The organism is Streptomyces sp. CA-251387 (assembly GCF_050936625.1).
Lineage (GTDB): Bacteria > Actinomycetota > Actinomycetes > Streptomycetales > Streptomycetaceae > Streptomyces.
In genome coordinates this window covers 2330846-2355149 of sequence record NZ_JBNJMJ010000001.1, presented here as the reverse complement: position 1 = coordinate 2355149, position 24304 = coordinate 2330846, and the positions used below count along the sequence as shown (strand labels likewise).

Genomic DNA, 24304 nt, shown 5'->3' with positions numbered 1-24304 from the left:
CGCCCCCGGACATACCCTGGATGTCCACGCGGGAGGGACGTCGGGCCATGCCGTCGGATGCCAAGATCCTCATCGTCGACGATCACGAGGACACGCTGTACGCGCTGGAGAGCGCCCTGGCCCCGTTGGGCTACCGGCTCGCCCGTGCCACCAGCGGAGACGAGGCGCTCAAGCAGGTGCTCCGCGGCCAGGTCGGCCTGCTGCTCCTGGACGTCCGGATGCCCGGCGTCAGCGGCCTGGAGGTGGTGCGCTACATGCGCCGGGTGGAACAGACCCAGCACATACCGGTCGTCCTGCTCACCGGCTTCGGCGCGGACCAGGAGCTGATGTCCACCGCCTTCGGACTCGGCGTCGCCGACCTGGTCCTGAAGCCCATCGACCCCTGGTCGCTGCGTACCAAGGTCCGCTACCTGTACGACTCCTACCGGCGCCACCGCGCACTGGAGCACGAGATCCGCGAGTTGCGCGCCCTCGTCAAGAACGACCCCGGGGCCGAGGACCCCGGAGCCGAGCACCCCGGACCGCGCCCCGCCCTGCCTCACCCCGACGTCCGCGTCCCGCCGCAGCGCGACAGCCCGGCGCAGACGCCGACCACAGACCGGACATGACGCCAACCGCGGGCCGGACCTGACTCCAACCGCAGACCGGACATACCGTACGTACCGATCCGCCCCTGTGCCCTGTCAGTGGCATCAGGCAGCATGTCCTGCATGTCCGTACTCACGCGCGACGAAGCGCAGACCCGTGCCCAGCTCCTCGACGTCCATCGCTACACGATCGAACTCGACCTGACCACCGGGGACGAGACCTTCGACTCCCGCACCGTCATCCGGTTCACCACGCGCGCGGACCACGCGGACACGGACACGTTCGTCGAGATCAAGCCGGCCGAGCTGCGCTCCGTCACGCTGGACGGACACCCCCTCGACCCGGAGACCCTGGACGAGAACCGGCTGCCCCTGAAGAACCTCACCGCCGGCGAGCACGAGCTGCGCGTCGAGGCGGCCATGCGCTACTCCCGCACCGGCGAGGGCATGCACCGCTTCACCGACCCCAGCGACGGCGAGACCTACGTCTACACGCAGCTGTTCATGGACGACGTCCAGCGCGTCTTCGCCGCTTTCGACCAGCCGGACCTCAAGGCCGTCTTCGACCTCACCGTCAAGGCCCCCGAGGGCTGGACCGTCCTAGCCAACGGGATCACCGAACACCTCGGCGACGGCCGCTGGCAGGCCGCGCCCACCCCGCTGATCTCCACCTACCTCGTCGCCGTCGCCGCCGGCCCCTGGCACTCCGTGCGCACCGAACACCGCGGCCTGCCCTTCGGCCTGCACTGCCGCCACTCGCTCGCCCCCTACCTCGACACGGACGCCGACGAACTCCTCGACGTCACGCGCGCGTGCTTCGACCGCTACCACGAGAAGTTCGACGAGCCGTACCCCTTCGACTCCTACGACCAGGCGTTCGTCCCCGAGTTCAACGCCGGCGCCATGGAGAATCCCGGACTGGTCACCTTCCGCGACGAGTTCGTCTACCGCTCCGCCGTCACCGACACCGAGCGCCAGACCCGCGCCATGGTCATCGCCCACGAGATGGCCCACATGTGGTTCGGCGACCTCGTCACCCTGCGCTGGTGGGACGACATCTGGCTGAACGAGTCCTTCGCCGAGTACATGGGCTACCAGACCTGCGCCGAAGCCACCCGCTTCACCGACACCTGGACCGACTTCGGCGTCGCCCGCAAGGCCTGGGGCTACGACGCCGACCAGCGCCCCTCCACCCACCCCGTCGCCCCCGAAGCCGTCCACGACACCGCCACGGCCCTGCTCAACTTCGACGGCATCTCCTACGCCAAGGGCGCCTCCGCACTGCGCCAGCTGGTGGCCTGGCTCGGCGAGAAGGACTTCCTCGCCGGCATCAACACCCACTTCGCCCGCCACAAGTTCGGCAACGCCACCCTCGCCGACTTCATCGACTCCCTCGCCTCCGCCACCGAACGCGACGTCCACGCCTGGGCCGACACCTGGCTGCGCACCACCGGCGTCGACACCCTCACCCCGGCCGTCACCCCCGGCGAGAACGGCACGTACAGCCTCACCGTCGACCGCGCCGGCAGCCGCCCGCACCGCATCGCCGTCGGTCTGTACGACCTGGACCTCGGCGACAACGACGGCCACCTCGTCCTGCGCGACCGCCTCGACCTCGACGTGCCGCACCCGGCCCCGCGCCCCATCGGCAAGCGCCCGGCGCTGCTGCTGCTCAACGACGGCGACCTGACCTACGCCAAGGTCCGCTTCGACCCCGAGTCCTTCGAGACCGTCCGGGGGAGCCTCGCCGGACTGCCCGAACCGCTCACCCGCGCGGTCGTCTGGAACGCCCTGCGCGACGCCGTACGCGACGGCGAACTGGCCGCCACCGCCTACCTGGAGACGGCCCGCACCCACCTCCCGCACGAGTCCGACCTCGCCGTCGTCCAGGGCGTCCTCGCCTTCGCCACCACCCAGGTCGCCGACCGCTACCTCACCCCGGAGCAGCGCCCCGCCGCCCTGGCCACCCTCTCCTCCCTCTGCCGCGACCTCATCCGCCGCACCGAGGACGGCGACCACCCCGGCCTGCGCCTCATCGCCGTACGCCACTTCATCGACGTCGCCGCCCACCCCGAGGCCATCGCAGCCTGGCTCGCCGACGGCACCGTGCCGGGCGGACCCGAACTCGACCCCGAGCTGCGCTGGCGTGTCCTCGGCCGCCTCGCCGTCCTCGGCGCCGTCGACGAGGCCGCCATCGCCGCCGAGCTGGACCGCGACCCGAGCGCCACCGGCCAGGAGGGCGCCGCCCGCTGCCGGGCCGCCCTGCCCGACGAGGAGGCCAAGGCGAAGGCCTGGGCCGCGATGTTCGCCACCGACGACAGCAACGACCTGTCCAACTACCTCTTCACCGCCACCGCCCAGGGCTTCTGGCAGCCCGAACAGGCCGACCTCGTACGGCAGTACGTGCCCCGCTACTACCCGGACGCGGTCGCCGTAGCGGCCCGCCGAGGCCCCGCCATCGCCGAAGCCGCCGGCCGCTACGCCTTCCCGGCGCACGCCGTCGACGCCGACACCCTGCGGCTGGGCGAGGAGTGCCTGCGCGAGGGCGAGCCGATCCCGGCGCTGCGACGCAAGCTGGTCGACCAACTCGACGACCTGGCACGGGCGTTGCGGGTGCGGAAGGGCTAGCGCGCTGGTCGCCACGACGTAGCGGGCCGGCCGCGGTGGTACAGCGGCCTGGTCGCCATGACGTAGGGAGCCGCTGCACCCTCTGGCGGATGCGGTGGCCCCTACCCCGCCGCCTTCCGCACGCCACCCCGACACGCTTTCCCCGCACGCAAGTACCCCCTTTCGGGTTCCGATCGTTGGGCTTTTCGGGCGTCATCACGCATCCGGGTACAAGCTGGAAGTCCCTCTTGCCCCAGCGCCCGGGAGGACAGGATGAGCACGCCGTCGTCGCTCGCTTCAGGCCCCGAAGGACCCCACGCCCTACGGCCGTTGCTCGACACCGTGCTCCACGCGCTGAGCGAGGGCACCCGGGCCCGCGGAGGACCACTGCCCTCGGGCGGCCCGGACGCGGTCGCCGCGCGCGTACGGGACGCGATCGGCGACGTACTCCCGGACCAGGGCGACCCGAACGCCCTCCACACCGTCGTCCGCGCCCTCACCGAGACCACCGCCGACCCCGCGGACCCCCTCTGCACCGCCCACCTCCACTGCCCGCCCCTGGCCGTAGCCACCGCGGCCGACCTAGCGGCCTCCGCCCTCAACCCCTCGCTGGACTCCTGGGACCAGGCGCCGGGCGCATCGGAGCTGGAGGCGTTGGTGACGGCGGCGCTCGCGCGGGAGGTGTATCGCGTCCCGGGGATGCCCCTGCTGGGAGCCGCAGCTCTCGACGCCGGCCGGCATCTTTCAGCCCGTCTGGGGGTGCCCCCTCTGGGGGAGTTTGAGGACGAGGCCCTTTCAGGGCCGACGGGGGTCCAGGGGGCGGAGCCCCCTGGCGGGGTGGAAGAGGCGGAGCCCCTTCAGGACGGGACGGGTAGGGGCGGCGGGGGCGAGAAAACTCGCGCACACCCCGACGCCCTGATCACCACCGGCGGCACCGAATCCAACCACCTCGCCCTCCTCCTCGCCCGAGAAGCACACGGCACCGGCATCCGGCTCGTGCACGCCGCGAACGCCCACCACTCGCTGCCCCGCGCCGCCTGGCTGCTTGGCCTCCCGGAGCCCGTCGTCGTCCCCGCCCCCGCCGGCACCCTCGACCCCGCCACCCTCGACGAGGCCCTCACCGCCCTGCCCGGCCCGCGCGGCTCCCTCGTGGTCGCCGCCACCGCCGGCACCACCGACGCCGGACTCATCGACCCCCTCCCGGAGATCGCCGCCCTGTGCGCCACCCACGGCGCCCGGCTCCACATCGACGCCGCCTACGGCGGAGCCCTCCTCTTCAGCGACCGCTACCGCGACCGCCTCACCGGCCTCACCGCCGCCGACACCGTCACTCTGGACCTGCACAAACTCGGCTGGCAGCCGGTCGCCGCAGGACTCCTCGCGGTCCGGGACCCGAGCGACCTCGCCGTGCTCCACCACCGCGCCGACTACCTCAACGCCGACGACGACACCGAGGCGGGCGTGCCCGACCTGCTCGGCCGCTCCCTGCGCACCAGCCGCAGGCCCGACGCCCTGAAGATCGCCGTCACCCTCAAGACCCTCGGCCGCACCGGCCTCGGCCGACTGGTCGAGCAAGTCTGCGGCCACGCCCGCGAGTTCGCCGCCCTCGTTCACGACCACCCCGGCTTCGAGCTCTACGACCGGCCCACCCTCAGCACGGTCCTGTTCCGGCCCGCACACGCAGACGACGATGCCGTCGCCGCCGTACGCCGCAGGCTCCTCATCGACGGCCGCGCCGTCCTCGGCCGGGCCCGCATAGACGGGCGCCTGTGGTTGAAGGCGACCCTCCTCAACCCCCGCACGCGCCCGGACGACCTGGCCGCTCTCCTGAAACTGGTGGAAGGAAACACCCCCGGATGAGTCCGCAGTCGAACCCCTCTGCCGATATGCACCGCACCCCCGCAGCCGATGTGCTCCCCAAACCCCCGCACCACGACCCCGACACGCCCCGCGACCTGGTCGGAATCGGCATCGGCCCCTTCAACCTCTCCCTCGCCGCCCTCGCCCAGCCCCTCACCGCCCTGGACGCCGTCTTCTACGAGCGGCGCCCCGCCTTCTCCTGGCACCCCGGCCTGCTCATCGACGGCTCCCGCATCCAGGTCCCCTTCCTCGCCGACCTGGTGACGCTCGCCGACCCCGCCAGCCCCTGGTCCTTCCTGAACTACCTCAAGGCCCGCGACCGGCTCTTCCCCTTCTACTTCGCCGAGCGCTTCCACATCCAGCGCGCCGAGTACGACGCCTACTGCCGCTGGGTCTGCGAGAACCTCCCCGCACTGCGCTTCGGTCACCAGGTCGACGCCGTCCGCTTCAACCCCGAACGCGACGTCTTCGAGGTCGACTTCACCCAGCTCGGCCCGGACGGCGAGGGCGAGGCGCTCGGCCGTACGTACACCCGGAACGTCGTCCTGGGCATCGGCACCGAGCCGTACGTCCCGGACCCGCTCAGACCCCTCGTCGACGCACCCGCCGTCCCCGTCATCCACGCCGCCGACTACCTCGACCACCGCGAGAGACTGCTCGCCGCCGAGCACATCACCGTCATCGGGTCGGGACAGTCCGGCGCCGAGGTCTTCCTGGACCTGCTCCGGCACCGTCCCACCGGGCGCGAACGGCTCCACTGGCTCGGCCGTACCGAGGCGTTCGCACCCATGGAGTACTCCAAGCTCGGCCTGGAGCACTTCACCCCCGACTACACCCGCTACTTCCACGCCCTCGCGGAACCGGTCCGCGACCGGCTCGTCGCGTCGCAGTGGCAGCTCCACAAGGGCATCGACGCCGACACTCTCGCCGCGATCCACGACGAGCTGTACCGCCGCACCCTGCACGGCGGCTGGCCCGACACCGTCATCACCCCCGGCGTCCTGGTGCGCACCGCCGGCCGTATCGCCACGACCAAGGTCGAGCTCCACCTGGAGCACATCCAGCAGAACACCCGTTCACGCCTGACCACGGACGCGGTCGTCCTGGCCACCGGCTACCGCGAACGGTCCCTCGACTGCCTCCTCGCCGGTCTCGACCCCTACCTGCGCCGGGACAACCAGGAGCGCCCCCGCGTCGACGACCAGTACCGCCTGGTCATGGACCCCTCCGTCACCGGCTCCGGCTGCCACGTCTACGTCCAGAACGCCGAACGCCACACCCACGGCATCGGCACTCCCGACCTCGGCCTCGCCGCCTGGCGCAGCGCGGGCATCCTCAACTCCCTCACGGGCAAGCAGACCTACCGCCTGCCCACCCGCACGGCCTTCACCACGTTCGGCCTGCAACAGAAGGAGCCCCGGATCCCGTCCGCGCGCCGGCCGAAGGTGCTGACACCGCTCATGGACGGGATCTGAGGCTCCCCACAAAGAGACCTACGGGCCTAGAACACCGGCGTACCGTTCCGCGTGAGCTTCCAGTCCACCGACGCGAACTCCTTGGGGTCCAGCACACCCTTCGCGGTCACCCACTCCGCGATCCGGGTGCGGATCTCCGTCGACTCCGACCACAGCTCCTGGGCCGACGCCACATGCGGGAACGCGCCGCCGCCGTTGGCCCGGTAGTTGTTCACGGCGAACACGAACTGCTGGGCGTCGTCCAGCGCGGCACCGTTGTAGGACAGGTTCTTGATCCGCGAACCGGCCGCCTGGGCGATGTCGATCTCGTACGACAGCCCCGACACGTAGTCGTAGTTGTAGTCCGGGCGGTTGTTCGCGTTCGTCAGCTTGGCGACATCGACCGTCACGTCCGGCGCCGTCTGCACGAAGTACTCCGCCGAGTACTCCAGGTACGCCTTGATCTGCGCGCCCGTCATGAGCTTCGCGACCAGCGTGTTGTCGTACACGTACAGGCTCGACAGATCCCGGATCGTCACGTCCCCGGCCGGGATCTCCGAGGTGCGCGAGAAGGGGGAAGCCTGCGCGATGACGGGCAGCGAGGCGTACTGCGTGCTCGCCAGCGCCGCCTTGACCACGTCCTCCTGGACCTTGGTGATCAGGTCGATGATCGGGGCGTCCTTGTAGCGCGCCTCGACCGTGGTCAGCGTCTCGGTCGCCGTGCCGACGACCTGGTTGACGTACTCCACGACGATGTCGTGGTCGTCCTTCAGCAGCTTGGTGATCCTCGGGTCGTCGGCGACCGTCTTCGAATCGCGCACCGTCGCCTTCACCGACTCGACCGTCCAGCGGCCCTGTGCGAAGACCAGCTCGAAGTCGAACAGGGTCAGCCGCTGCGCGTAGCAGAGCGGCTCCGACAGCACGACCGTCTTGCCGGTCTTCTCGTTCGTGACCAGCAGCTCCGCGATCTCCGTGTGCGCGTGCCCGACCAGGATCGCGTCGATGCCCGGCACCTGCTGGGCCACCAGCGCCGACGAGTTCTCGATGTACGGCAGCTGGTCACCGTACGACGACGTACCCGACGACCCGGAGTGCGCCGACACGATCACGACGTCCGCGCCCATCGCCCGCAGCTTCGGCACCCACTTCGCGGCCTGCTCCTCCAGACCCGGGAACGTCAGCTTGCCCTGGACGTACGCCTTGTCCCAGATCGCGATACCCGGGTTGGTGAGACCGAGGACCGCGACCTTCACGGGCGGGGCGCCCGGAACGCAGAACTTCTTGATGAAGTACGGCGGGAAGGCGGGCTTCAGCGTCTTCGCGTCCAGCGCGTTCGCACCCAGCAGCGGGAAGTCGCACTGCTCCTCGAACTTGCGCAGCGTCTCGATACCGTAGTTGAACTCGTGGTTGCCGAGGGCCACCGCGTCGTACCCGATCGCGTTCATCGCCGCCGCCATCGGGTGGATCGGACCACCCTCCGCGGTGATCGGGTCGACCTTCGCGTAGTAGTACGTCAGCGGGGTGCCCTGGATCGTGTCGCCCGCGTCGATGAGCAGCGTGTTGCGGCGGCCCTTCTCCTCGCGGACCTGGTCCACCAGCGTCGAGACGCGCGCCAGGCCCTTCGCGTTGCCCTTGGCGTCCGCGTACTCCGCGTCCTTGAAGTAGTCCCAGTTGAAGATGTTGCCGTGCAGGTCGGTCGTGCCCATCACCGTCAGCGAGTACCGCTTCCCGGGCTTCTTCGCCGTCGTGGTCTCGGCGGCCTGCGCCGCCGGAGCCGCCGCCGCGCCGGCGATCGCCACCCCCGCTCCGGTCACGGCGGACTTCTTCAGGAACTTCCGGCGGTTCAACGGCATGGGTGCTTCTCCCGGGGGAATGGTCAACAACGCGCGTAGATACTGACGCGCGTAGATTCTGACCTGGTCATGGCGAGTGACAACAGACCCCGCAGGTTTCGATCTGATGACCTGCCGGGTCCGTAACCGAGCAAGCGATGACAGAGTGGGACGTATGACCGCCCCTTCAGAGGAACTTCAGCCCGCAGTGCCCTACGGCACCCCCGACGCTCCCCGCATCGCCGTCCGAGGCGAGGCCCGCCTGGAGGTCGACCCCGAGTTCGCCCGCATCAGCGTCACCGTCGCCGCCCGTGGCAAGGACCGCCGCGCCGCCCTCGACGACCTCACCCGCCGCAACGCCACTGTCCTCGACCTCATCAAGACCTACGGCGACGCGGTGGAGCGCCTGGAGACCGGCTCCTTCTCCATCACCCCGGAACTCAAGGAGAAAGGCCGCGGCGAACGGATCCACGCCTACCACGGCCGCGTCCACGTCACCGCCGAGCTCACCGACTTCACCGCTCTCGGTGAACTCACCACCCGGCTCGCCGACTTGGACCTCACCCGGGTGGACGGCCCGTGGTGGGCCCTGCGTCCCGACTCACCCGCCTACCGGGAGGCCCGGCAGCAGGCGGTGCGGGAAGCGGTCCAGCGGGCGCGGGAGTACGCGGAGGCGCTGGGTGCCTCGCTCGCCGCCCTGGTCGAACTCGCCGACATCGGCGCGGAGAACCCCCAGCCCATCGCACCCGCCCCCGCGGGCCGTATGCGCTCCATGGCGTACGGCGCCGCGGAAGACGCCGCGGCCGCCCCCCTCGACCTCGAACCCCAGCGGCAGCGCGTCTACGCCCAAGTGAACGCGCGATTCACCATGACGCCGCCACAGCTGTGAACAACCCCGGCGGGGCGGGCTTCGAACGCTCATCGGAGCGCCCCGTCGCACAATTCAACACTTGTCAATAACCCTTCATGTAAAGGTTGTTGGGTGGTCACGCCCGGCCAATTCTCTACCCGCCGGTAAGTCATAGAGTCGAAACATGCGCCGAGCGAAAATCGTCTGCACCCTGGGTCCCGCCACCGACTCGTACGACCAGATAAAGGCACTGGTCGACGCCGGAATGGACGTCGCCCGATTCAACCTCAGCCACGGCAGCTACGCCGACCACGAGGAGCGCTACCAGCACGTTCGGAAGGCATCCGACGAGACCGGCCGCAGCGTCGGCATCCTCGCCGACCTTCAAGGCCCGAAGATCCGCCTCGGCCGCTTCACCGAAGGACCCGTACTCCTTGAACGCGGGGACACCTTCACCATCACCGTGGAAGAGGGCGCGGAGGGCAACCGCGAGCAGTGCGGCACGACGTACGGCGGCCTCGCCGGCGATGTCACCCCCGGCGAACGCATCCTCGTCGACGACGGCAAGGTCTGCCTGGAGGTCACGTCGGTCGACGGCCCGCGCGTCCACACGACGGTCGTCGAGGGAGGCATGGTCTCCGACAACAAGGGCCTGAACCTCCCCGGCGTCGCGGTGTCGGTCCCCGCCCTCTCCGAGAAGGACGAGGCGGACCTGCGCTGGGCGTTGCGCACGGGCTTCGACGTCATCGCGCTGTCGTTCGTGCGCAGTGGCCGGGACATCGAGGACGTGCACAGGATCATGGACGAGGAAGGCCGCCGCCTCCCCGTCATCGCCAAGGTGGAGAAGCCGCAGGCGGTCGAGGCGATCGACGACATCGTGGCCGCGTTCGACGGCATCATGGTCGCGCGTGGTGACCTTGGCGTGGAGATGCCGCTGGAGCAGGTACCGATCGTCCAGAAGCGCGCGATCAAGCTGGCGAAGCGCAACGCCAAGCCGGTGATTGTCGCGACGCAGATGCTCGACTCGATGATCGACAACTCCCGGCCTACGCGCGCGGAAGCGAGCGATGTCGCCAACGCGGTCATCGACGGCACGGACGCGGTGATGCTGTCCGGCGAGACCAGCGTCGGCAAGTACCCCATCGAGACGGTCCGGACGATGGCGAAGATCGTCGAGGCGGCCGAGGAGGACGTCCTGGCCAAGGGCCTGTCGCCCCTGACCGAAAGCAACAAGCCCCGCACCCAGCCCGGCGCGGTGGCCCGTGCGGCAGCCGAGATCGGCGACTTCCTGGGCGCCCGCTTCCTGGTCGCCTTCACCCAGTCGGGCGACACAGCCCGCCGCCTGTCCCGCTACCGCTCGCCGATCCCGCTGCTGGCCTTCACACCGGAACCGGCCACGCGGTCGCAGCTGAATCTGACGTGGGGCGTGGAGACGTTCCTGGGCCCGCACGTCGAGTCGACCGACGCGATGGTGAACCAGGTCGACGAACTGCTCCTGAAATACGGCCGCTGCAAGAAAGGCGACGTCGTCGTCATCACGGCGGGATCGCCGCCCGGCGTTTCAGGTTCGACCAACATGGTCCGCGTCCACCACATCGGCGAGGACGACATCCCCCAATAGAAAAGCAGTGGGAAAATCGAAGGGCCCCTCCATCGGAGGGGCCCTCATCGCGACCTTGAAATCGAAGGAAAAGTGCCCCGGGTCGGACTCGAACCGACACTGTACGGGTTTTGAATCCGTTGCCTGCTGCCAATTGGGCTACCGGGGCTCGAAGAATCCAAGGTTCCCCCTGACCCTCCGCGCGTCCACCATACCGTAGCTAGGTAGGCTCTTGGGAGCAGCACCCCTGCCCCTGAACGAGGAGCCCCCGTGACCGCCCCCGAGTCGCCCCAGCCCGTAGACGCGCCCGACGACGACAAGTCGCACGTGCCTCCGCTGACGACCCGTGTCGTCATTGCCGAGGACGAGGCGCTGATCCGGCTCGATCTCAAAGAGATGCTCGAAGAAGAGGGGTACACCGTCGTCGGCGAGGCCGGTGATGGTGAGCAGGCCGTCGAGCTGGCCCGTGAGCACAGGCCCGACCTCGTCATCCTCGATGTGAAGATGCCGAAGCTGGACGGTATTTCGGCGGCGGAGAAGATCGCCGAGGAGAGCATCGCCCCGGTGCTGATGCTGACCGCCTTCTCGCAGCGGGATCTGGTCGAGCGGGCCCGGGACGCCGGTGCGATGGCGTACCTGGTCAAGCCGTTCAGTAAGAGCGACGTCGTCCCGGCGATCGAGATGGCCGTCTCGCGGTTCACGGAGCTGAAGGAGCTGGAGAAGGAGGTCGCCGACCTCACCCAGCGCCTGGAGACGCGCAAGCTCGTCGACCGGGCGAAGTCGATCCTCCAGACCGAGTACGGGCTGACCGAGCCCGCGGCGTTCCGGTGGATCCAGAAGACCTCCATGGACCGCCGGATGTCTATGCAGCAGGTCGCCGAGGCCGTCATCCAGGACGCCGAGGAGAAGAAGGCCGCCAAGGGCTGACGCCCCACCCTACGGGAGAGGCCCGCGCCCCCTGCTGGGGACGCGGGCCTCGTCGTATGGGCGATCACCGTACGGCGATCAGTCCTCGCCCAGATACGCCTTGCGCACCGACTCGTCGTGCAGCAGGTCCTGCCCGGAGCCGGAGAGGACGATCTTGCCGACCTCCATGACATGGCCGTGGTCGGCCAGGGAGAGCGCGGCCTGGGCGTTCTGCTCGATGAGCAGGATGGTGGTGCCCTGGGACTTGAGCTCCTGGATGGTCGACATGATCTTCTGCATCATGATCGGCGAGAGGCCCATAGAGGGCTCGTCGAGCATGAGCAGCTTCGGCCGGGACATCAGCGCCCGTCCCATGGCGAGCATCTGCTGCTCACCGCCGGAGAGGGTGCCCGCGGCCTGCTTGCGGCGCTCTCCGAGGATGGGGAACAGGTCGTAGGCGCGCTGGATGTCCTTCTCGATGCCTTCCTTGTCGTTGCGCAGGAAGGCGCCGAGGCGGAGGTTGTCCTCGATCGTCATGCGGGGGAAGATGTGCCGCCCCTCGGGGGAGTGGGCGAGCCCCAGCGAGACGACCTTGTGGGCGGGGATCTTCTTCAGTGACTTGCCGTCGAACCGGATGTCGCCGGACAGCGGCTGGAGGAGGCCCGACAGGGTGCGCAGGGTCGTGGTCTTGCCGGCGCCGTTGGTGCCGATGAGGGTGACGACCTCGCCCGCGTTCACCTTGAACGAGATGCCCTTGACGGCCTCGATCTTGCCGTAAGCGACCCTGAGGTCCTCGACCTCGAGCAGTGCGGTCACTTGTCGTCCCCTTCCGTGGTGCTCTGCGCGTCGGCCTCCGCAGCCTCGACTTCGGCGGCTTCCGCGGTGCCCGGCTCGCCCTCGAAGGGCGTGCCGAGGTAGGCGGCGATGACGCGCTCGTCGGCCTGGACGACCTCGGCGGGGCCCTCGACGATCTTCTCGCCCTGGACGAGCACGGCGACCCGGTCGCACAGGTTCATGATGAACCGGATGTCGTGCTCGATGACGAGGACGGCGATGCCCTTGTCCCGGATGGCGAAGATGAGCTCCTCGGCCGCCCGGGTCTCCTGCGGGTTCATACCGGCGGTCGGCTCGTCGAGGAGGAGCAGACCGGGCTCGCTCGCCAGCGCCCGGGCGATCTCCAGCTTGCGCTGCTCGCCGTAGGGCAGGTTGCGGGCGAGGAGGTCGGCCTTGGCGGCTAGGCCGGTGAACTCCAGGAGCTCCATGGCCCGGGCCCGCGACTCCTCCTCGGCCTTCTTGAAGCCGGGCAGGCGCAGGAGGGCCGACCAGAGGCCTTCCTTGGTGCGGGTGTGCCGTCCGACCAGCACGTTCTCCAGAACGGTCATGTTGGCGAAGAGCCGGATGTTCTGGAACGTACGGGCGATGCCGGCCTGGGTGACCAGGTGCGGCTTGGGCGGCAGCACGGTGCCCTGGTAGGCGACCTTGCCCTCGGTCGGCACGTACAGGCCGGTGAGGCAGTTGAAGAAGGTCGTCTTGCCGGCGCCGTTGGGGCCGATGAGGCCGACGATCTCGCCGGTGTTCACGGTGAGGTCCACGTCACGTACGGCGGTCAGACCGCCGAAGCGCATCGTGACGCCGCTGGCGTCGAGCACCGTCGTGCTGGTGGGTGCGGTCGTGGTGGTGGTCATGGCGGTCACGCCCCTGCCTTGGCGACGCCGGTCGCGCCCTCGGGCAGCGACTTGTCCTCCGGTACGTCGAGCTGTCCGGTCTCGTGGAATTCGAGCTGCTTCCTGCGGTCGGCGACCAGGCCCTCGGGGCGGAAGCGCATCAGCAGCATCAGCGCGACGCCGAAGAGGAGCAGCTGGTACTCCGCCATGAACTGGAGCTTGGCCGGGATGAGGTAGAGCAGCGCGGCGCCGATCAGCGGACCGCTGATGGTGCCCATGCCGCCGAGGATGACGGCGGCGAGCAGGAAGGCCGAGTTCGGCGGCACGGAGCCGGCGAACTGGTACTGCTCGGGGGTGACGCTGTACGACACGTGCGCCTGGACGGTGCCCGCGAGGCCGGCGAGGGACGCGCCGAGCGCGAAGGCGAGGAGCTTCAGGCGGAAGCCGTTGATGCCCATCGCGGTGGCGGCGGTCTCGTCCTCGCGGATGGCGACCCAGGCGCGGCCGATGCGGGACTCCGCCGAGCGGCGGAAGACCATGACGACGATCGCCGTGAACAGCAGCATCAGCAGGTAGTAGTTGCCGGAGCGGGTGAGCTCGTGGCCGAGGACGTCGTGCGGCAGGCCCAGGTTGAACCCGAAGATCTCCAGGTCGGGGATGTTCGGGATGCCGTTGGAGCCGTTGGTGACGTCCGGTCCGCTGTTGCCGTTGAGGTTGTTCATGGTGATGCGGAAGATCTCACCGAAACCGAGCGTCACGATGGCGAGGTAGTCGCCGCGCAGCCGCAGGGTCGGGGCACCGATCACCACGCCGAAGATCAGCGAGGCGGCGGCACCGGTGAGGACCGCTGCCCAGAACGGGAAGTGGACGCCGATGGCCGACTGCGGGGAGCCGGAGACCAGGGCGGCGGCGTAGGCGCCGACGCCGAGGAAGGCGACGTAACCGAGGTCGAGGAGGCCGGCGAGGCCGACGACGACGTTGAGGCCCAGGGCGACCGTGGCGAAGATCAGGATGTTCGCGCCGATGAGGGCGAACTGGTCGTTGGTCTGGGTGAAGGGGAAGCAGATCGCCGCGACGAACGCCGCCGCGAGGGTGACGTTGCGGTGCTTGGCGGTCAGGGCCGACAGGCGCTTGAGCAGACCGGCGCGGGTGACGGCGGTGAAGCCGAACGCCGCGATGATCAGGAAGCCGATGAACAGCTCGGAGTACTCGGTGCCGATGCCGTACGCGAAGACGTACAGACCGAGGCCGAAGCCCGCGGCGATGATCAGGATCTCCGCCCAGGCGGGCAGGTCCTTGGCACGGCCGGGGTCGGGGGCGCTGAGCGAGTGGCGGATCCGTCCCCACAGGTTCGGGTTCGGGTCCTGGGCGTCGTAGGGCTGGTCGACCGGGAGGCCGAGGGCGCCGATCACGGCGACGAGCGCGCCGATGCCGGAGACCCAGGCGCCGGGCTCCAGGTTGACCAGGCCGCCGAGCTCCTGGCTGATCGCGCCCATGGCGTAGCCCGTGGTGCCGAACACGCCGAGGGAGGCGAGCAGGACGGGGCTGTTCTTGCCGCCGGGGGTGAGCCAGCCCAGGCCGCGGATACCGTAACCGGAGAGCGCGAACAGCAGCGTGAGCAGGGCTCCCACGAGCGTGAGCACCTGAAGGCCGCCGGGGTAGCCCGTGACGGTGAGGTTGCCCGGGAACTCCTCGGTCCAGGTCCAGGCGAGGAAGGTGCCGACGAGGGCTACGGCGGAGCCGGCGACTGTCACCGCGCGTGCCGCGGCGGGCGGCAGCGGGATGATCGGGGTGGCCGGAGCGGTGGACACCTTGGTGGTGTCGGTGTTCTTGTCCATGGGGGTCTCGGTGGTCATGGGTATCACGCCCGATCCGCGACGCGTTCGCCGAGCAGGCCCTGTGGCCTGAACAGCAGGACGAGGATGAGCAGGCTGAACGCCCATACGTCCTTCCAGGCGCCGCCGCCGAAGAGCTCCATCCCGGGGATGTCGCCGATGTAGCCGGTGGCGAGGGACTCGGCCACGCCGAGGACGATGCCGCCGAGCATGGCGCCGTAGATGTTGCCGATGCCGCCGAGCACGGCGGCGGTGAAGGCCTTGAGGCCCATCAGGAAGCCCATGCGGAAGCCGACCTGACCGTTCTTCAGGCCGTAGGCGACGGCGGCGATGGCGGCGAACGCGGCACCGATGGCGAACGCCATGACGATGATGCGGTCGGTGTTGATGCCCATCAGCTTGGCCGTGTCGGGGTCCTGGGCGGTGGCCTGCATGCCGCGGCCGGAGCGCGTCTTGGTGACGAAGAGGCCGAGGGCGAGCATGCACAGCGGGGCGGCGATCAGGACGAAGAGGTCGCCGCGCTGGACGTTGGCGCCCAGGACGTCGATGGGGCCGCCTTCGAACTGCGGGAAGGTTTGGTCCTTCTTCGCGTCCGGGTACCACATCCACACGGCCTGCTGGAGGACGATGGACAGGCCGATGGCGGTGATGAGGGGTGCCAGGCGTGGCGCTGTGCGCAGTGGCCGGTAGGCGAAGCGTTCCGCCGCGGTGGCGACGGCGACCGAGACGATGACGCCGGCGAGGATCATGAGGGGGATCGCGGCGCCGAGGGCGAAGCCTTCGGGGAGTACCAACCAGACGGTGAGGGCCCCGAAGCCCCCGACCATGAATATCTCGCCGTGGGCGAAGTTGATGAGCTGGACGATGCCGTAGACCATCGTGTAGCCGATCGCGATGAGTCCGTACATCGCGCCGAGGATGAGTCCATTGGCCAGCTGTTGCGGCAGTTCGTTCACCGCAGGGCCTCCGTGGAGTGGTTCGGATATGGCGCCGCGCGGGAGCGCTGGTGGGCGTTCCCGCGCGGCCTGGATCAATGTGTGATGGGGGAGTGTTCTCTACTCGTCCTCTGCTCAGCCAAGCTTGGGTTCGCCGCTGAACTCCGGCGCCCATGCCTTGTTCTTGACCTTGTACGCGGTCATCGTGTGGTTCGTGGTGTCACCGAACTCGTCGAAGGAGATGGTGCCGGTGACGCCGTCGAACTTGACCTTGCTCATGGCGTCCAGGACCGCCTTGCGGCCGTCGGACGGGACCTTGCCGTCGTTGCCCTCGACGGCCAGCTTGACGGCCTCGATGATGGCCCAGGTCGCGTCGTAGGTGAGGCCGCCGTAGGCCTCGTAGTCGTCCTCGTAGCCCGCCGCCTCGTAGTCCTTGATGAAGGTCTTGGCGGAGTCGAGCTGCTCGACCGGCTTGCCCACGGAGGTGGCGAGGTCGCCCTCGGCCTTCTTGTTCAGCTTCGGGTACTCGCCGGAGTAGATGCCGTCGCCGCCCATGAGCGGGATGTTCTGGCCGCTGTCCTTGAGCTGCTGGCTCAGCGGGGCGGCGGCCGGGTACTCGCCGCCGTAGTAGAGGGCTTCGGCGCCGGTCTTCTTGATCTTGGCGACCACGGCGTTGAAGTCACGGTCGTCGGGGTTGATGTGGTCGCTGCCGACGATCTGGCCGCCGAACTTGGTGAAGTTCGCCTTGAAGGAGGCGGCGAGGCCCGCGCCGTAGGTCTTCTGATCGTCGATCAGGTAGACCTTCTTGATCTTGGCCTGGTTGTAGAGGTAGTCGGCCGCGAAGGCGCCCTGGATCTCGTCCGTGGTGGCGGTGCGGAAGAACGTCTTGAACTGGCGGACCGAGTCGCCGGTCTTCCAGCCGTCGCCCTGGGTCAGCTCCGTACCGGTGTTGGCCGGGGAGACCTGGGTGAGGCCGGCGTCGTTGAACGGCTTCTGCATCTGCTGCGAGACGCTGGAGTTCAGCGGGCCGACGACGCCGAGGACGTCCTTGTTGCTGATGAACTTCTGGGCGTTCTGCTGGCCGACGGACGGCTGGGCCTGGTCGTCGAGGGCCTCGATCTTGAACTCGACGCCCTTGACGTACTCCTTCTTGTTGGCCGTCTTGGCGGCCAGGTCGGCGGAGTTCTTGATGCCGAGGCCGAGTGCGGACAGGTCGCCGGTCAGCGGGGCGTCGACGCCGATCACCACAGTGGTCTTGTCGCCGTTGCTGCTGTTGCCGCCCTCGTCACGCGACCCACAAGCCGTGAGTGTCAGCGATCCCGCCGCGAGCGCGGCGGTTATAGCGATGATCGAACGTTGACGCACGAATCAGGTCCTTTCCCTGGCACGGCGGCTCCCCGTGGAACGCGCCGAGTCGAGCGCTGGGCCGAAGTGGCTTCGAATCCGGTGGCTCGGTGACTGGCGGTGACTCTAAGCGCGTGAAGGGAACATGGAGGAGGGCCTGACGAATGCTGTGACGCTCTTGTTATGACACGGGGTAACACAGAGCGGTACTCGGTGGGGGGAAGAGAGGATTTCCGGCCGATTCGCCCTGTCCGCATAGTGAGAACCCGCAGCGTTCGCGCGTAGCTCTTTCACGAGTGTTCACCAGTTTTGGTGATTACCCGGGTCGTTGCTGAAGGCTACCTCAGGGCCTCTGTGGGCTTGTGGGAAGGGTGCTCCTCGGGGGAGAACCGTGGGCCTGTATTGCAGCCGTATTACGCAGAGTTACAGTCGCGAAAGGTCTTCGGCGCCCTCGGATCCTTTTCGTGTATGGGGCACGAATATCGGGCGTGAAAGCGGAATTGGGCATAGCCTCACCCGGCACCCCATGGCCCTCCGGTGGGCTCGCCGTTTCGGTACCGCTTCTCGCACAACTCGCGCGCCTTGCGGTCGATCAGGTGGTCGGCCGCCTGTGCGTCCGCGCGCCTGCGTTCCGCCCGGGCGGCGTCCACCACCTTGCGGAGGATCTCGTACTGGCCGTCGGACAGGCCCATCGACTGGTAGTCGCCGTACGTGTCGCCGGTCAGCGCCCGGCGCGACCAGTAGCCGATGATCTGCGTGCACAGCCGCGCGGGCGGAGTCGCCGACGGGGAGGGCGAGTCGGCGCTCGCCCGGGTCGCGTTCGCGTTGTCCCTGGCGCCCGGCTGGTCGCACCCGGCCGCCAAGCCGGCGGCCAGCAGCGCCAGTCCGAGCGCTGCCGCCGTCCGCCGGGCTCCTCCCGTCGTCATGCCTCGACGGTATGCCGCCGGGCGCTCGGGTTCAACGACGGGGAAGCGTACGGGCGTTGGCCGTGGCGACAACGTGAGGGTGGCCGCCGTGGCGACAACGGGTGGCGGCCGGGGTGACAGCGTAAGAGTGGTGGCCGGAACGTAGCGCCGGCCGGAGTGTCAAGTCAGTGTCAGTTCGCCGCCCGGAGGCGCTCCTCGTCGCTGCGGTTCACGTCCCGCAGCAGGCAGGTCAGCCGCGCGCTGCACACGCGCCGCCCCTGCTCGTCGCTGATCACGATCTCGTACGTCGCCGTGGAGCGCCCCCGGTGCAGGGGCGTGGCCACGCCGGTGACGAGGCCGGAGCGGACGCCGCGGTGGTGGGTGCAGTTGAGGTCGACGCCGACCGCGATCTTGGAGCTGCCCGCGTGCAGCATCGACCCGACCGACCCGAGCGTCTCGGCGAGCACCGCGGAGGCGCCGCCGTGCAGCAGCCCGTACGGCTGGGTGTTCCCCTCCACCGGCATGGTCCCCACGACCCGCTCGGCGGAGGCTTCCACGATCTGGACACCCATGCGGTTCCCGAGGTGCCCGGCGGAGAACAGGGCCGGCAGGTCGACGCCGAGCGCGGCGTACTCGTCGATGACCTCTTGCGGGAACTTCACGTGCTGCTGCTCGCCCATGGGCCGGCTCCGTTCGTCGTGCTCCGTCGGTACGGGTCGACTGAGCAAACGCTCAGTCGGTGGCCGATTGTTCCAGACGGACTACGACGGACTTGCTGGCCGGGGTGTTGCTGGTGTCCGCGGTGGCGTCCAGGGGGACCAGGACGTTGGTCTCCGGGTAATACGCGGCCGCGCAGCCCCGGGCCGTCGGGTAGTGCACGACCCGGAAGCCGGGCGCCCGCCGCTCGATCCCGTCCTTCCACTCGCTCACCAGGTCGACGTAGGAGCCGTCGGCGATGTCCAGCTGCTCGGCGTCCTCGGGGTTGATCATGACGATCCGGCGGCCGTTCTTGATGCCCCGGTAGCGGTCGTCGAGTCCGTAGATCGTGGTGTTGTACTGGTCGTGCGACCGCAGGGTCTGCAGCAGCAGCCGTCCCTCGGGCACCTTCGGGTACTCGATCGGAGCCGCGGTGAAGTTGGCCTTGCCCGTCGCCGTCGGGAAGCGGCGCTCGTCGCGCGGGGCGTGCGGGAGCGTGAAGCCGCCCGGGCGGGCCACGCGCGCGTTGAAGTCCTCGAAGCCGGGGATCACCCGTGCGATGCGGTCCCGGACCGTCGCGTAGTCCTTCTCGAACTCCTCCCAGGGTGTGCGGCTGGTCTCGCCCAGCACGCGGCGTGCCAGGCGACAGACGATGGCCGGTTCCGACAGCAGGTGCGGGCTCGCGGGCTCCAGGCGGCCCCGGGAGGCGTGCACCATGCCCATGGAGTCCTCGACCGTCACGAACTGCTCGCCGCTGCCCTGGAGGTCGCGCTCGGTGCGGCCGAGGGTGGGCAGGATCAGCGCACGTGCGCCCGTGACCGCGTGCGAGCGGTTGAGCTTCGTCGACACGTGCACGGTCAGCCGGGCGCGCCGCATCGCCGCCTCGGTGACGTCGGTGTCGGGCGTGGCGGACACGAAGTTGCCGCCCATCGCGAAGAAGACCTTCGCCTCGCCGTCGCGCAGCGCGCGGATGGCCCGTACGACGTCGTAGCCGTGCTCGCGCGGCGGCGCGAACCCGAACTCCTTCTCCAAGGCGTCCAGGAACGCCGGGGCGGGCCGCTCGAAGATGCCCATCGTGCGGTCGCCCTGCACGTTGGAGTGACCGCGCACCGGGCACACGCCCGCGCCGGGGCGGCCGATGTTGCCGCGCAGCAGAAGGAAGTTGACGACCTCGCGAATGGTCGGCACGGAGTGCTTGTGCTGGGTGAGGCCCATGGCCCAGCAGACGATGGTGCGCTGCGAGGCGAGGATCATGGCCATGGCCTTGTCGATGTCCGCGCGCGTGAGGCCGGTCGCGGTCAGCGTCTCGTCCCAGTCGGCGGCACGGGCGGCCGCGGCGAACTCCTCGTAGCCATGGGTGTGGTCGCGGACGAACTCCTCGTCGACGGCGCCCTCGGTCTCCAGGATCAGCTTGTTGAGGAGGCGGAAGAGGGCCTGGTCGCCGCCGATGCGGATCTGCAGGAAGAGGTCGGTGAGAGAGGCACCCTTGAGCATGCCCTGCGGGGTCTGCGGGTTCTTGAAGCGCTCCAGGCCGGCCTCGGGCAGCGGATTGACGCTGATGATCTTCGCGCCGTTGGCCTTGGCCTTCTCCAGGGCGGAGAGCATGCGCGGGTGGTTCGTGCCGGGGTTCTGCCCGGCGACGATGATCAGGTCCGCCTTGTAGAGGTCCTCCAGCAGGACGCTGCCCTTGCCGATGCCGATGGTCTCGTTCAGAGCCGACCCGGACGACTCGTGGCACATGTTCGAGCAGTCCGGCAGGTTGTTGGTGCCCAGTTCGCGCGCGAAGAGCTGGTAGAGGAACGCGGCCTCGTTGCTGGTGCGCCCGGAGGTGTAGAAGACTGCCTCGTCGGGAGAGCCGAGGGCGGTGATCTCCTCGGCGACGATGTCGAAGGCGCGCTCCCAGGTGACCGGCTCGTAGTGCGAGCCCCCTTCGGGGAGGTACATGGGGTGGGTGAGCCGCCCCTGCTGCCCCAGCCAGTAGCCGCTGCGGGTCGCGAGGTCGGCGACGGAATGCGCGTCGAAGAACTCGGGGGTGACCCGGCGCAGGGTCGCCTCCTCGGCCACCGCCTTCGCGCCGTTCTCACAGAACTCCGCCTTGTGCCGGTGGTCCGGCTCCGGCCACGCGCACCCCGGGCAGTCGAAGCCGTCCTTCTGGTTCACCCGCAGCAACGTCAGCGCGGTGCGCTTCACGCCCATCTGCTGCTGGGCGATGCGCAAGGTGTGCCCGATGGCCGGCAGCCCCGCAGCCGCGTGCTTCGGCTCGGCGACCTGCGGCGCGTCCTGAACCGGATCACCCTTGGGCGGCTTGGTGGCCATCGCGCACTCCTCTTTGTGTACACGTGTGAGGTACATCTCCGATCCTCGCACGCGGGACGGACAACGAGGGGGGCGGGCCGGGGAGGGGGGATCGACCCGCCCGGCAGGGTGCCCGGCGGTGCCGGACCGTCCGGAACCCCCGATGGGGACCGACTGTCAGTGGGGCGTGGCAGGATCGGGGGCGTGGCAGAGACAGCATCGAAGCAGACCGACACCAACCCCGGCGGCAGCCGGCCCCGCCTGATGCTCATGGACGGGCACTCGCTGGCGTACCGCGCCTTCTTCGCGCTGCCCGCGGAGAACTTCACGACGGCGACGGGCCAGCCGACGAACGCGATCTACGGCTTCGCGTCGATGCTCGCCAACACGCTGCGTGACGAGGCGCCCACCCACTTCGCCGTGGCCTTCGACGTGTCCCGCAAGACGTGGCGCTCCGAGGAGTTCACGGAGTACAAGGCGAACCGCTCCAAGACCCCGGACGAGTTCAAGGGCCAGGTCGAGCTGATCGGCGAGCTGCTCGACGCGATGCACGTCTCGCGGTTCGCGATCGACGGCTTCGAGGCCGACGACGTGATCGCCACCCTCGCCACCCAGGCCGAGGCCGACGGCTTCGAGGTGCTGATCGTCACCGGCGACCGCGACTCCTTCCAGCTGGTCAGCGAGCACACCACGGTGCTGTACCCGACGAAGGGCGTCTCCGAGCTGACCCGGTTCACCCCGGAGAAGGTCTTCGAGAAGTACGGATTGACCCCCGCCCAGTACCCCGACTTCGCGGCCCTGCGCGGCGACCCCTCCGACAACCTGCCGGGCATCCCGGGCGTCGGCGAGAAGACGGCCGCGAAGTGGATCAACCAGTTCGGATCCTTCGCGCAGCTGGTCGAGCGCGTCGACGAGGTCAAGGGCAAGGCCGGCCAGAACCTCCGCGACCACCTGGAGGCAGTCAAGCTCAACCGCCGGCTGACCGAGCTCGAGCGCAACGTCGAGCTGCCCAAGACCGTCGCCGACGTCGCGCGCGTGCCGTACGACCGCAAGGCCGTCGCGATGATCCTGGACACCCTGGAGATCCGTAACCCCTCCCTGCGTGAGCGGCTCTTCGGCGTCGACCCCGGGGCCGAGGAGGCCGAGGCCACCCCGATCTCGACCGACGGCGTGGAGCTGGACGGCTCGGTGCTCGGCACCGGCGAGCTGGCCCCCTGGCTCGCCGAGCACGGCGGCGAACTCCTCGGTGTCGCCACGGTCGACGCCTGGGCGCTGGGCACCGGCTCGGTCGCCGAGGTCGCGCTCGCCGCGGCCGGGGGAGCGGCGGCCTGGTTCGACCCGTCACAGCTGGACGAGGCCGACGAGAAGGCGTTCGCGGCCTGGCTGTCGGAGGCCGACAAGCCCAAGGTCTTCCACAACGCCAAGGGCGCGATGCGGGTCTTCGCCGAGCACGGCTGGAGCATCGAAGGCGTGCGCATGGACACCGCGCTCGCCGCCTACCTGGTCAAGCCGGGCCGCCGCTCCTTCGACCTGGACGCGCTGTCCCTGGAGTACCTCCACCGCGAGCTGGCCCCGGCCGCCGCGGCCGACGGCCAGCTGGCCTTCGGCACGGACGACGGCGCCGAGGCCGAGGCGCTGATGATCCAGGCGCGTGCGGTCCTCGACCTGGGCGAGGCCTTCGAGAGCCGCCTTGAGGAGGTCGGCGCCGCCGATCTCCTCCGCGACATGGAGCTGCCGACCTCCGCCCTGCTGGCCCGGATGGAGCGGCACGGCATCGCGGCCGACCGGGCCCACCTGGAGGCCATGGAGCAGATGTTCGCGGGCGCCGTGCAGCAGGCCGTGAAGGAGGCGCACGCGGCGGCCGGGCACGAGTTCAACCTGGGCTCGCCCAAGCAGCTCCAGGAGGTCCTCTTCGGCGAACTCGCCCTGCCCAAGACGAAGAAGACGAAGACGGGCTACACCACGGACGCCGACGCCCTGGCCTGGCTCGCCACTCAGACCGACAACGAACTGCCGGTCATCATGCTCCGCCACCGCGAACAGGCGAAGCTGCGCGTCACCGTCGAGGGCCTGATCAAGACGATCGCGACGGACGGCCGTATCCACACGACCTTCAACCAGACGGTCGCGGCGACGGGCCGCCTGTCCTCCACGGACCCGAACCTGCAGAACATCCCGGTCCGCACGGACGAGGGCAGGGCGATCCGCCGGGGCTTCGTGGTCGGCGAGGGATTCGAGTCCCTGATGACCGCCGACTACAGCCAGATCGAACTGCGCGTGATGGCCCACCTGTCCGAGGACGAGGGCCTGATCGAGGCGTTCACCTCGGGCGAGGACCTGCACACCACGGCCGCCTCGCAGGTGTTCGCGGTGGAACCCGCCGCGGTGGACGCCGAGATGCGCCGCAAGATCAAGGCGATGTCCTACGGCCTCGCCTACGGCCTGTCGGCCTTCGGCCTCTCCCAGCAGCTGAACATCGACGCGGGCGAGGCCCGCGCCCTGATGGACGCCTACTTCGAGCGCTTCGGCGGCGTACGGGACTATCTGCGCCGCGCCGTCGACGAGGCTCGGGCGACGGGCTACACGGCGACCCTCTTCGGCCGCCGCCGCTACCTCCCCGACCTCAACAGCGACAACCGCCAGCGCCGCGAGGCGGCCGAGCGCATGGCCCTCAACGCCCCCATCCAGGGCACGGCGGCGGACATCGTCAAGATCGCCATGCTCAAGGTCGACCAGGCCCTGCGCGAGGCGAACCTCACCTCCCGCATGCTCCTCCAGGTCCACGACGAAATCGTCCTGGAAATCGCCCCCGGCGAACGCGAGGCCGCGGAGGAACTGGTCCGCCGAGAAATGTCCAACGCCGTCCACCTCAGGGTTCCCCTGGGCGTCTCGGTGGGCCTGGGCCCGGACTGGGAATCGGCCGCGCATTAGCAA

Annotated in this window: 17 protein-coding genes and 1 tRNA gene; 8 read left to right on the top strand and 10 right to left on the bottom strand. The window is 69.5% G+C overall.

The genetic code is table 11. The features are described from left to right. Window positions 1-47: 47 nt before the first annotated feature. The 4 genes from ACQEV2_RS10470 to ACQEV2_RS10455 all read left to right on the top strand — a co-directional run bounded on the left by ACQEV2_RS10470 (window position 48) and on the right by ACQEV2_RS10455 (window position 6529). Entirely contained in the window at window positions 48-608 is a 561-nt protein-coding gene (locus ACQEV2_RS10470; RefSeq protein WP_433038927.1) for a response regulator, read from the top strand. A 102-nt stretch (window positions 609-710) separates the two neighbouring features. Then, a complete protein-coding gene (pepN, locus tag ACQEV2_RS10465) occupies window positions 711-3215 on the top strand; it encodes an aminopeptidase N (protein ID WP_433038925.1) in 2505 nt (834 codons plus the stop codon). Window positions 3216-3467: 252 nt separating this feature from the next. Next, the gene (locus tag ACQEV2_RS10460; RefSeq protein ID WP_433038923.1) at window positions 3468-5054 is read left to right on the top strand and encodes a pyridoxal phosphate-dependent decarboxylase family protein; all 1587 of its coding nucleotides are present in this window, start codon (window positions 3468-3470) and stop codon (window positions 5052-5054) included. Between the two features lie 26 nt (window positions 5055-5080). Further along, complete coding sequence (locus tag ACQEV2_RS10455) at window positions 5081-6529, top strand: lysine N(6)-hydroxylase/L-ornithine N(5)-oxygenase family protein (RefSeq protein ID WP_433054336.1); 1449 nt, start codon at window positions 5081-5083, stop codon at window positions 6527-6529. A 26-nt stretch (window positions 6530-6555) separates the two neighbouring features. Here ACQEV2_RS10455 and ACQEV2_RS10450 read toward each other — a convergent pair whose 3' ends face one another. Beyond that, window positions 6556-8361 carry a bifunctional metallophosphatase/5'-nucleotidase gene (locus tag ACQEV2_RS10450; RefSeq protein WP_433038921.1) on the bottom strand — a complete coding sequence of 602 codons (1806 nt, stop codon included), beginning with the start codon at window positions 8359-8361 and terminating at the stop codon, window positions 6556-6558. Window positions 8362-8515: 154 nt separating this feature from the next. On the opposite strand from ACQEV2_RS10450, the gene ACQEV2_RS10445 reads away from it, so the two are divergent. Together ACQEV2_RS10445 and pyk are read left to right on the top strand one after the other, a co-directional pair. Further along, window positions 8516-9229 carry an SIMPL domain-containing protein gene (locus ACQEV2_RS10445; RefSeq protein WP_433038919.1) on the top strand — a complete coding sequence of 238 codons (714 nt, stop codon included), beginning with the start codon at window positions 8516-8518 and terminating at the stop codon, window positions 9227-9229. A 145-nt stretch (window positions 9230-9374) separates the two neighbouring features. Then, on the top strand, window positions 9375-10811 hold the full coding sequence (gene pyk, locus ACQEV2_RS10440) for a pyruvate kinase (protein WP_433038917.1): 1437 nt from the start codon (window positions 9375-9377) through the stop codon (window positions 10809-10811). 73 nt (window positions 10812-10884) lie between these two features. Here pyk and ACQEV2_RS10435 read toward each other — a convergent pair. Then, a tRNA-Leu gene (locus tag ACQEV2_RS10435) sits at window positions 10885-10959 on the bottom strand. Window positions 10960-11060: 101 nt separating this feature from the next. Here ACQEV2_RS10435 and ACQEV2_RS10430 point away from each other — a divergent pair. Then, window positions 11061-11717, top strand: a complete 657-nt coding sequence (locus ACQEV2_RS10430; RefSeq protein ID WP_433038915.1) for an ANTAR domain-containing response regulator — start codon at window positions 11061-11063, stop codon at window positions 11715-11717. Window positions 11718-11795: 78 nt separating this feature from the next. On the opposite strand, the gene ACQEV2_RS10425 is transcribed toward ACQEV2_RS10430, so the two are convergent. The 8 genes from ACQEV2_RS10425 to ACQEV2_RS10390 all read right to left on the bottom strand — a co-directional run bounded on the left by ACQEV2_RS10425 (window position 11796) and on the right by ACQEV2_RS10390 (window position 21391). Then, on the bottom strand, window positions 11796-12512 hold the full coding sequence (locus ACQEV2_RS10425; protein WP_345010159.1) for an ABC transporter ATP-binding protein: 717 nt from the start codon (window positions 12510-12512) through the stop codon (window positions 11796-11798). Beyond that, the gene (locus tag ACQEV2_RS10420) at window positions 12509-13381 is read right to left on the bottom strand and encodes an ABC transporter ATP-binding protein (protein ID WP_433038912.1); all 873 of its coding nucleotides are present in this window, start codon (window positions 13379-13381) and stop codon (window positions 12509-12511) included. Before ACQEV2_RS10420 ends, ACQEV2_RS10425 begins: the two co-directional genes overlap by 4 nt. 5 nt (window positions 13382-13386) lie before the next feature. Beyond that, the gene (locus tag ACQEV2_RS10415) at window positions 13387-15198 is read right to left on the bottom strand and encodes a branched-chain amino acid ABC transporter permease (RefSeq protein ID WP_433054333.1); all 1812 of its coding nucleotides are present in this window, start codon (window positions 15196-15198) and stop codon (window positions 13387-13389) included. A 23-nt stretch (window positions 15199-15221) separates the two neighbouring features. After that, on the bottom strand, window positions 15222-16151 hold the full coding sequence (locus ACQEV2_RS10410) for a branched-chain amino acid ABC transporter permease (RefSeq protein ID WP_433038910.1): 930 nt from the start codon (window positions 16149-16151) through the stop codon (window positions 15222-15224). Window positions 16152-16265: 114 nt separating this feature from the next. After that, window positions 16266-17495 (bottom strand): branched-chain amino acid ABC transporter substrate-binding protein, encoded by a 1230-nt coding sequence (locus ACQEV2_RS10405; protein WP_433038908.1) that lies wholly within the window; start codon window positions 17493-17495, stop codon window positions 16266-16268. Between the two features lie 491 nt (window positions 17496-17986). After that, window positions 17987-18400 carry a hypothetical protein gene (locus ACQEV2_RS10400; RefSeq protein ID WP_433038906.1) on the bottom strand — a complete coding sequence of 138 codons (414 nt, stop codon included), beginning with the start codon at window positions 18398-18400 and terminating at the stop codon, window positions 17987-17989. Between the two features lie 170 nt (window positions 18401-18570). Next, complete coding sequence (locus ACQEV2_RS10395; protein WP_433038904.1) at window positions 18571-19059, bottom strand: hotdog fold thioesterase; 489 nt, start codon at window positions 19057-19059, stop codon at window positions 18571-18573. A gap of 52 nt (window positions 19060-19111) precedes the next feature. Beyond that, a complete protein-coding gene (locus ACQEV2_RS10390) occupies window positions 19112-21391 on the bottom strand; it encodes an FdhF/YdeP family oxidoreductase (RefSeq protein WP_433038902.1) in 2280 nt (759 codons plus the stop codon). A gap of 183 nt (window positions 21392-21574) precedes the next feature. Here ACQEV2_RS10390 and polA point away from each other — a divergent pair, with 183 nt between their 5' ends. After that, window positions 21575-24301, top strand: coding sequence for a DNA polymerase I (polA, locus tag ACQEV2_RS10385; RefSeq protein ID WP_433038900.1), 2727 nt, complete (start codon window positions 21575-21577; stop codon window positions 24299-24301). Window positions 24302-24304 lie beyond the last annotated feature (3 nt).

What these genes read in the sequence shown, in the direction of transcription:
- ACQEV2_RS10445 (WP_433038919.1), top strand. Translation starts at nt 8,516, where the DNA reads ATGACCGCCCCTTCAGAGGAACTTCAGCCCGCAGTGCCCTACGGCACC.
- ACQEV2_RS10390 (WP_433038902.1), bottom strand. Translation starts at nt 21,391, where the DNA reads ATGGCCACCAAGCCGCCCAAGGGTGATCCGGTTCAGGACGCGCCGCAG.
- ACQEV2_RS10460 (WP_433038923.1), top strand. Translation starts at nt 3,468, where the DNA reads ATGAGCACGCCGTCGTCGCTCGCTTCAGGCCCCGAAGGACCCCACGCC.
- pepN (WP_433038925.1), top strand. Translation starts at nt 711, where the DNA reads ATGTCCGTACTCACGCGCGACGAAGCGCAGACCCGTGCCCAGCTCCTC.
- ACQEV2_RS10400 (WP_433038906.1), bottom strand. Translation starts at nt 18,400, where the DNA reads ATGACGACGGGAGGAGCCCGGCGGACGGCGGCAGCGCTCGGACTGGCG.
- ACQEV2_RS10455 (WP_433054336.1), top strand. Translation starts at nt 5,081, where the DNA reads ATGCACCGCACCCCCGCAGCCGATGTGCTCCCCAAACCCCCGCACCAC.
- ACQEV2_RS10470 (WP_433038927.1), top strand. Translation starts at nt 48, where the DNA reads ATGCCGTCGGATGCCAAGATCCTCATCGTCGACGATCACGAGGACACG.
- pyk (WP_433038917.1), top strand. Translation starts at nt 9,375, where the DNA reads ATGCGCCGAGCGAAAATCGTCTGCACCCTGGGTCCCGCCACCGACTCG.
- ACQEV2_RS10450 (WP_433038921.1), bottom strand. Translation starts at nt 8,361, where the DNA reads ATGCCGTTGAACCGCCGGAAGTTCCTGAAGAAGTCCGCCGTGACCGGA.
- ACQEV2_RS10415 (WP_433054333.1), bottom strand. Translation starts at nt 15,198, where the DNA reads ATGGACAAGAACACCGACACCACCAAGGTGTCCACCGCTCCGGCCACC.
- ACQEV2_RS10420 (WP_433038912.1), bottom strand. Translation starts at nt 13,381, where the DNA reads ATGACCACCACCACGACCGCACCCACCAGCACGACGGTGCTCGACGCC.
- ACQEV2_RS10395 (WP_433038904.1), bottom strand. Translation starts at nt 19,059, where the DNA reads ATGGGCGAGCAGCAGCACGTGAAGTTCCCGCAAGAGGTCATCGACGAG.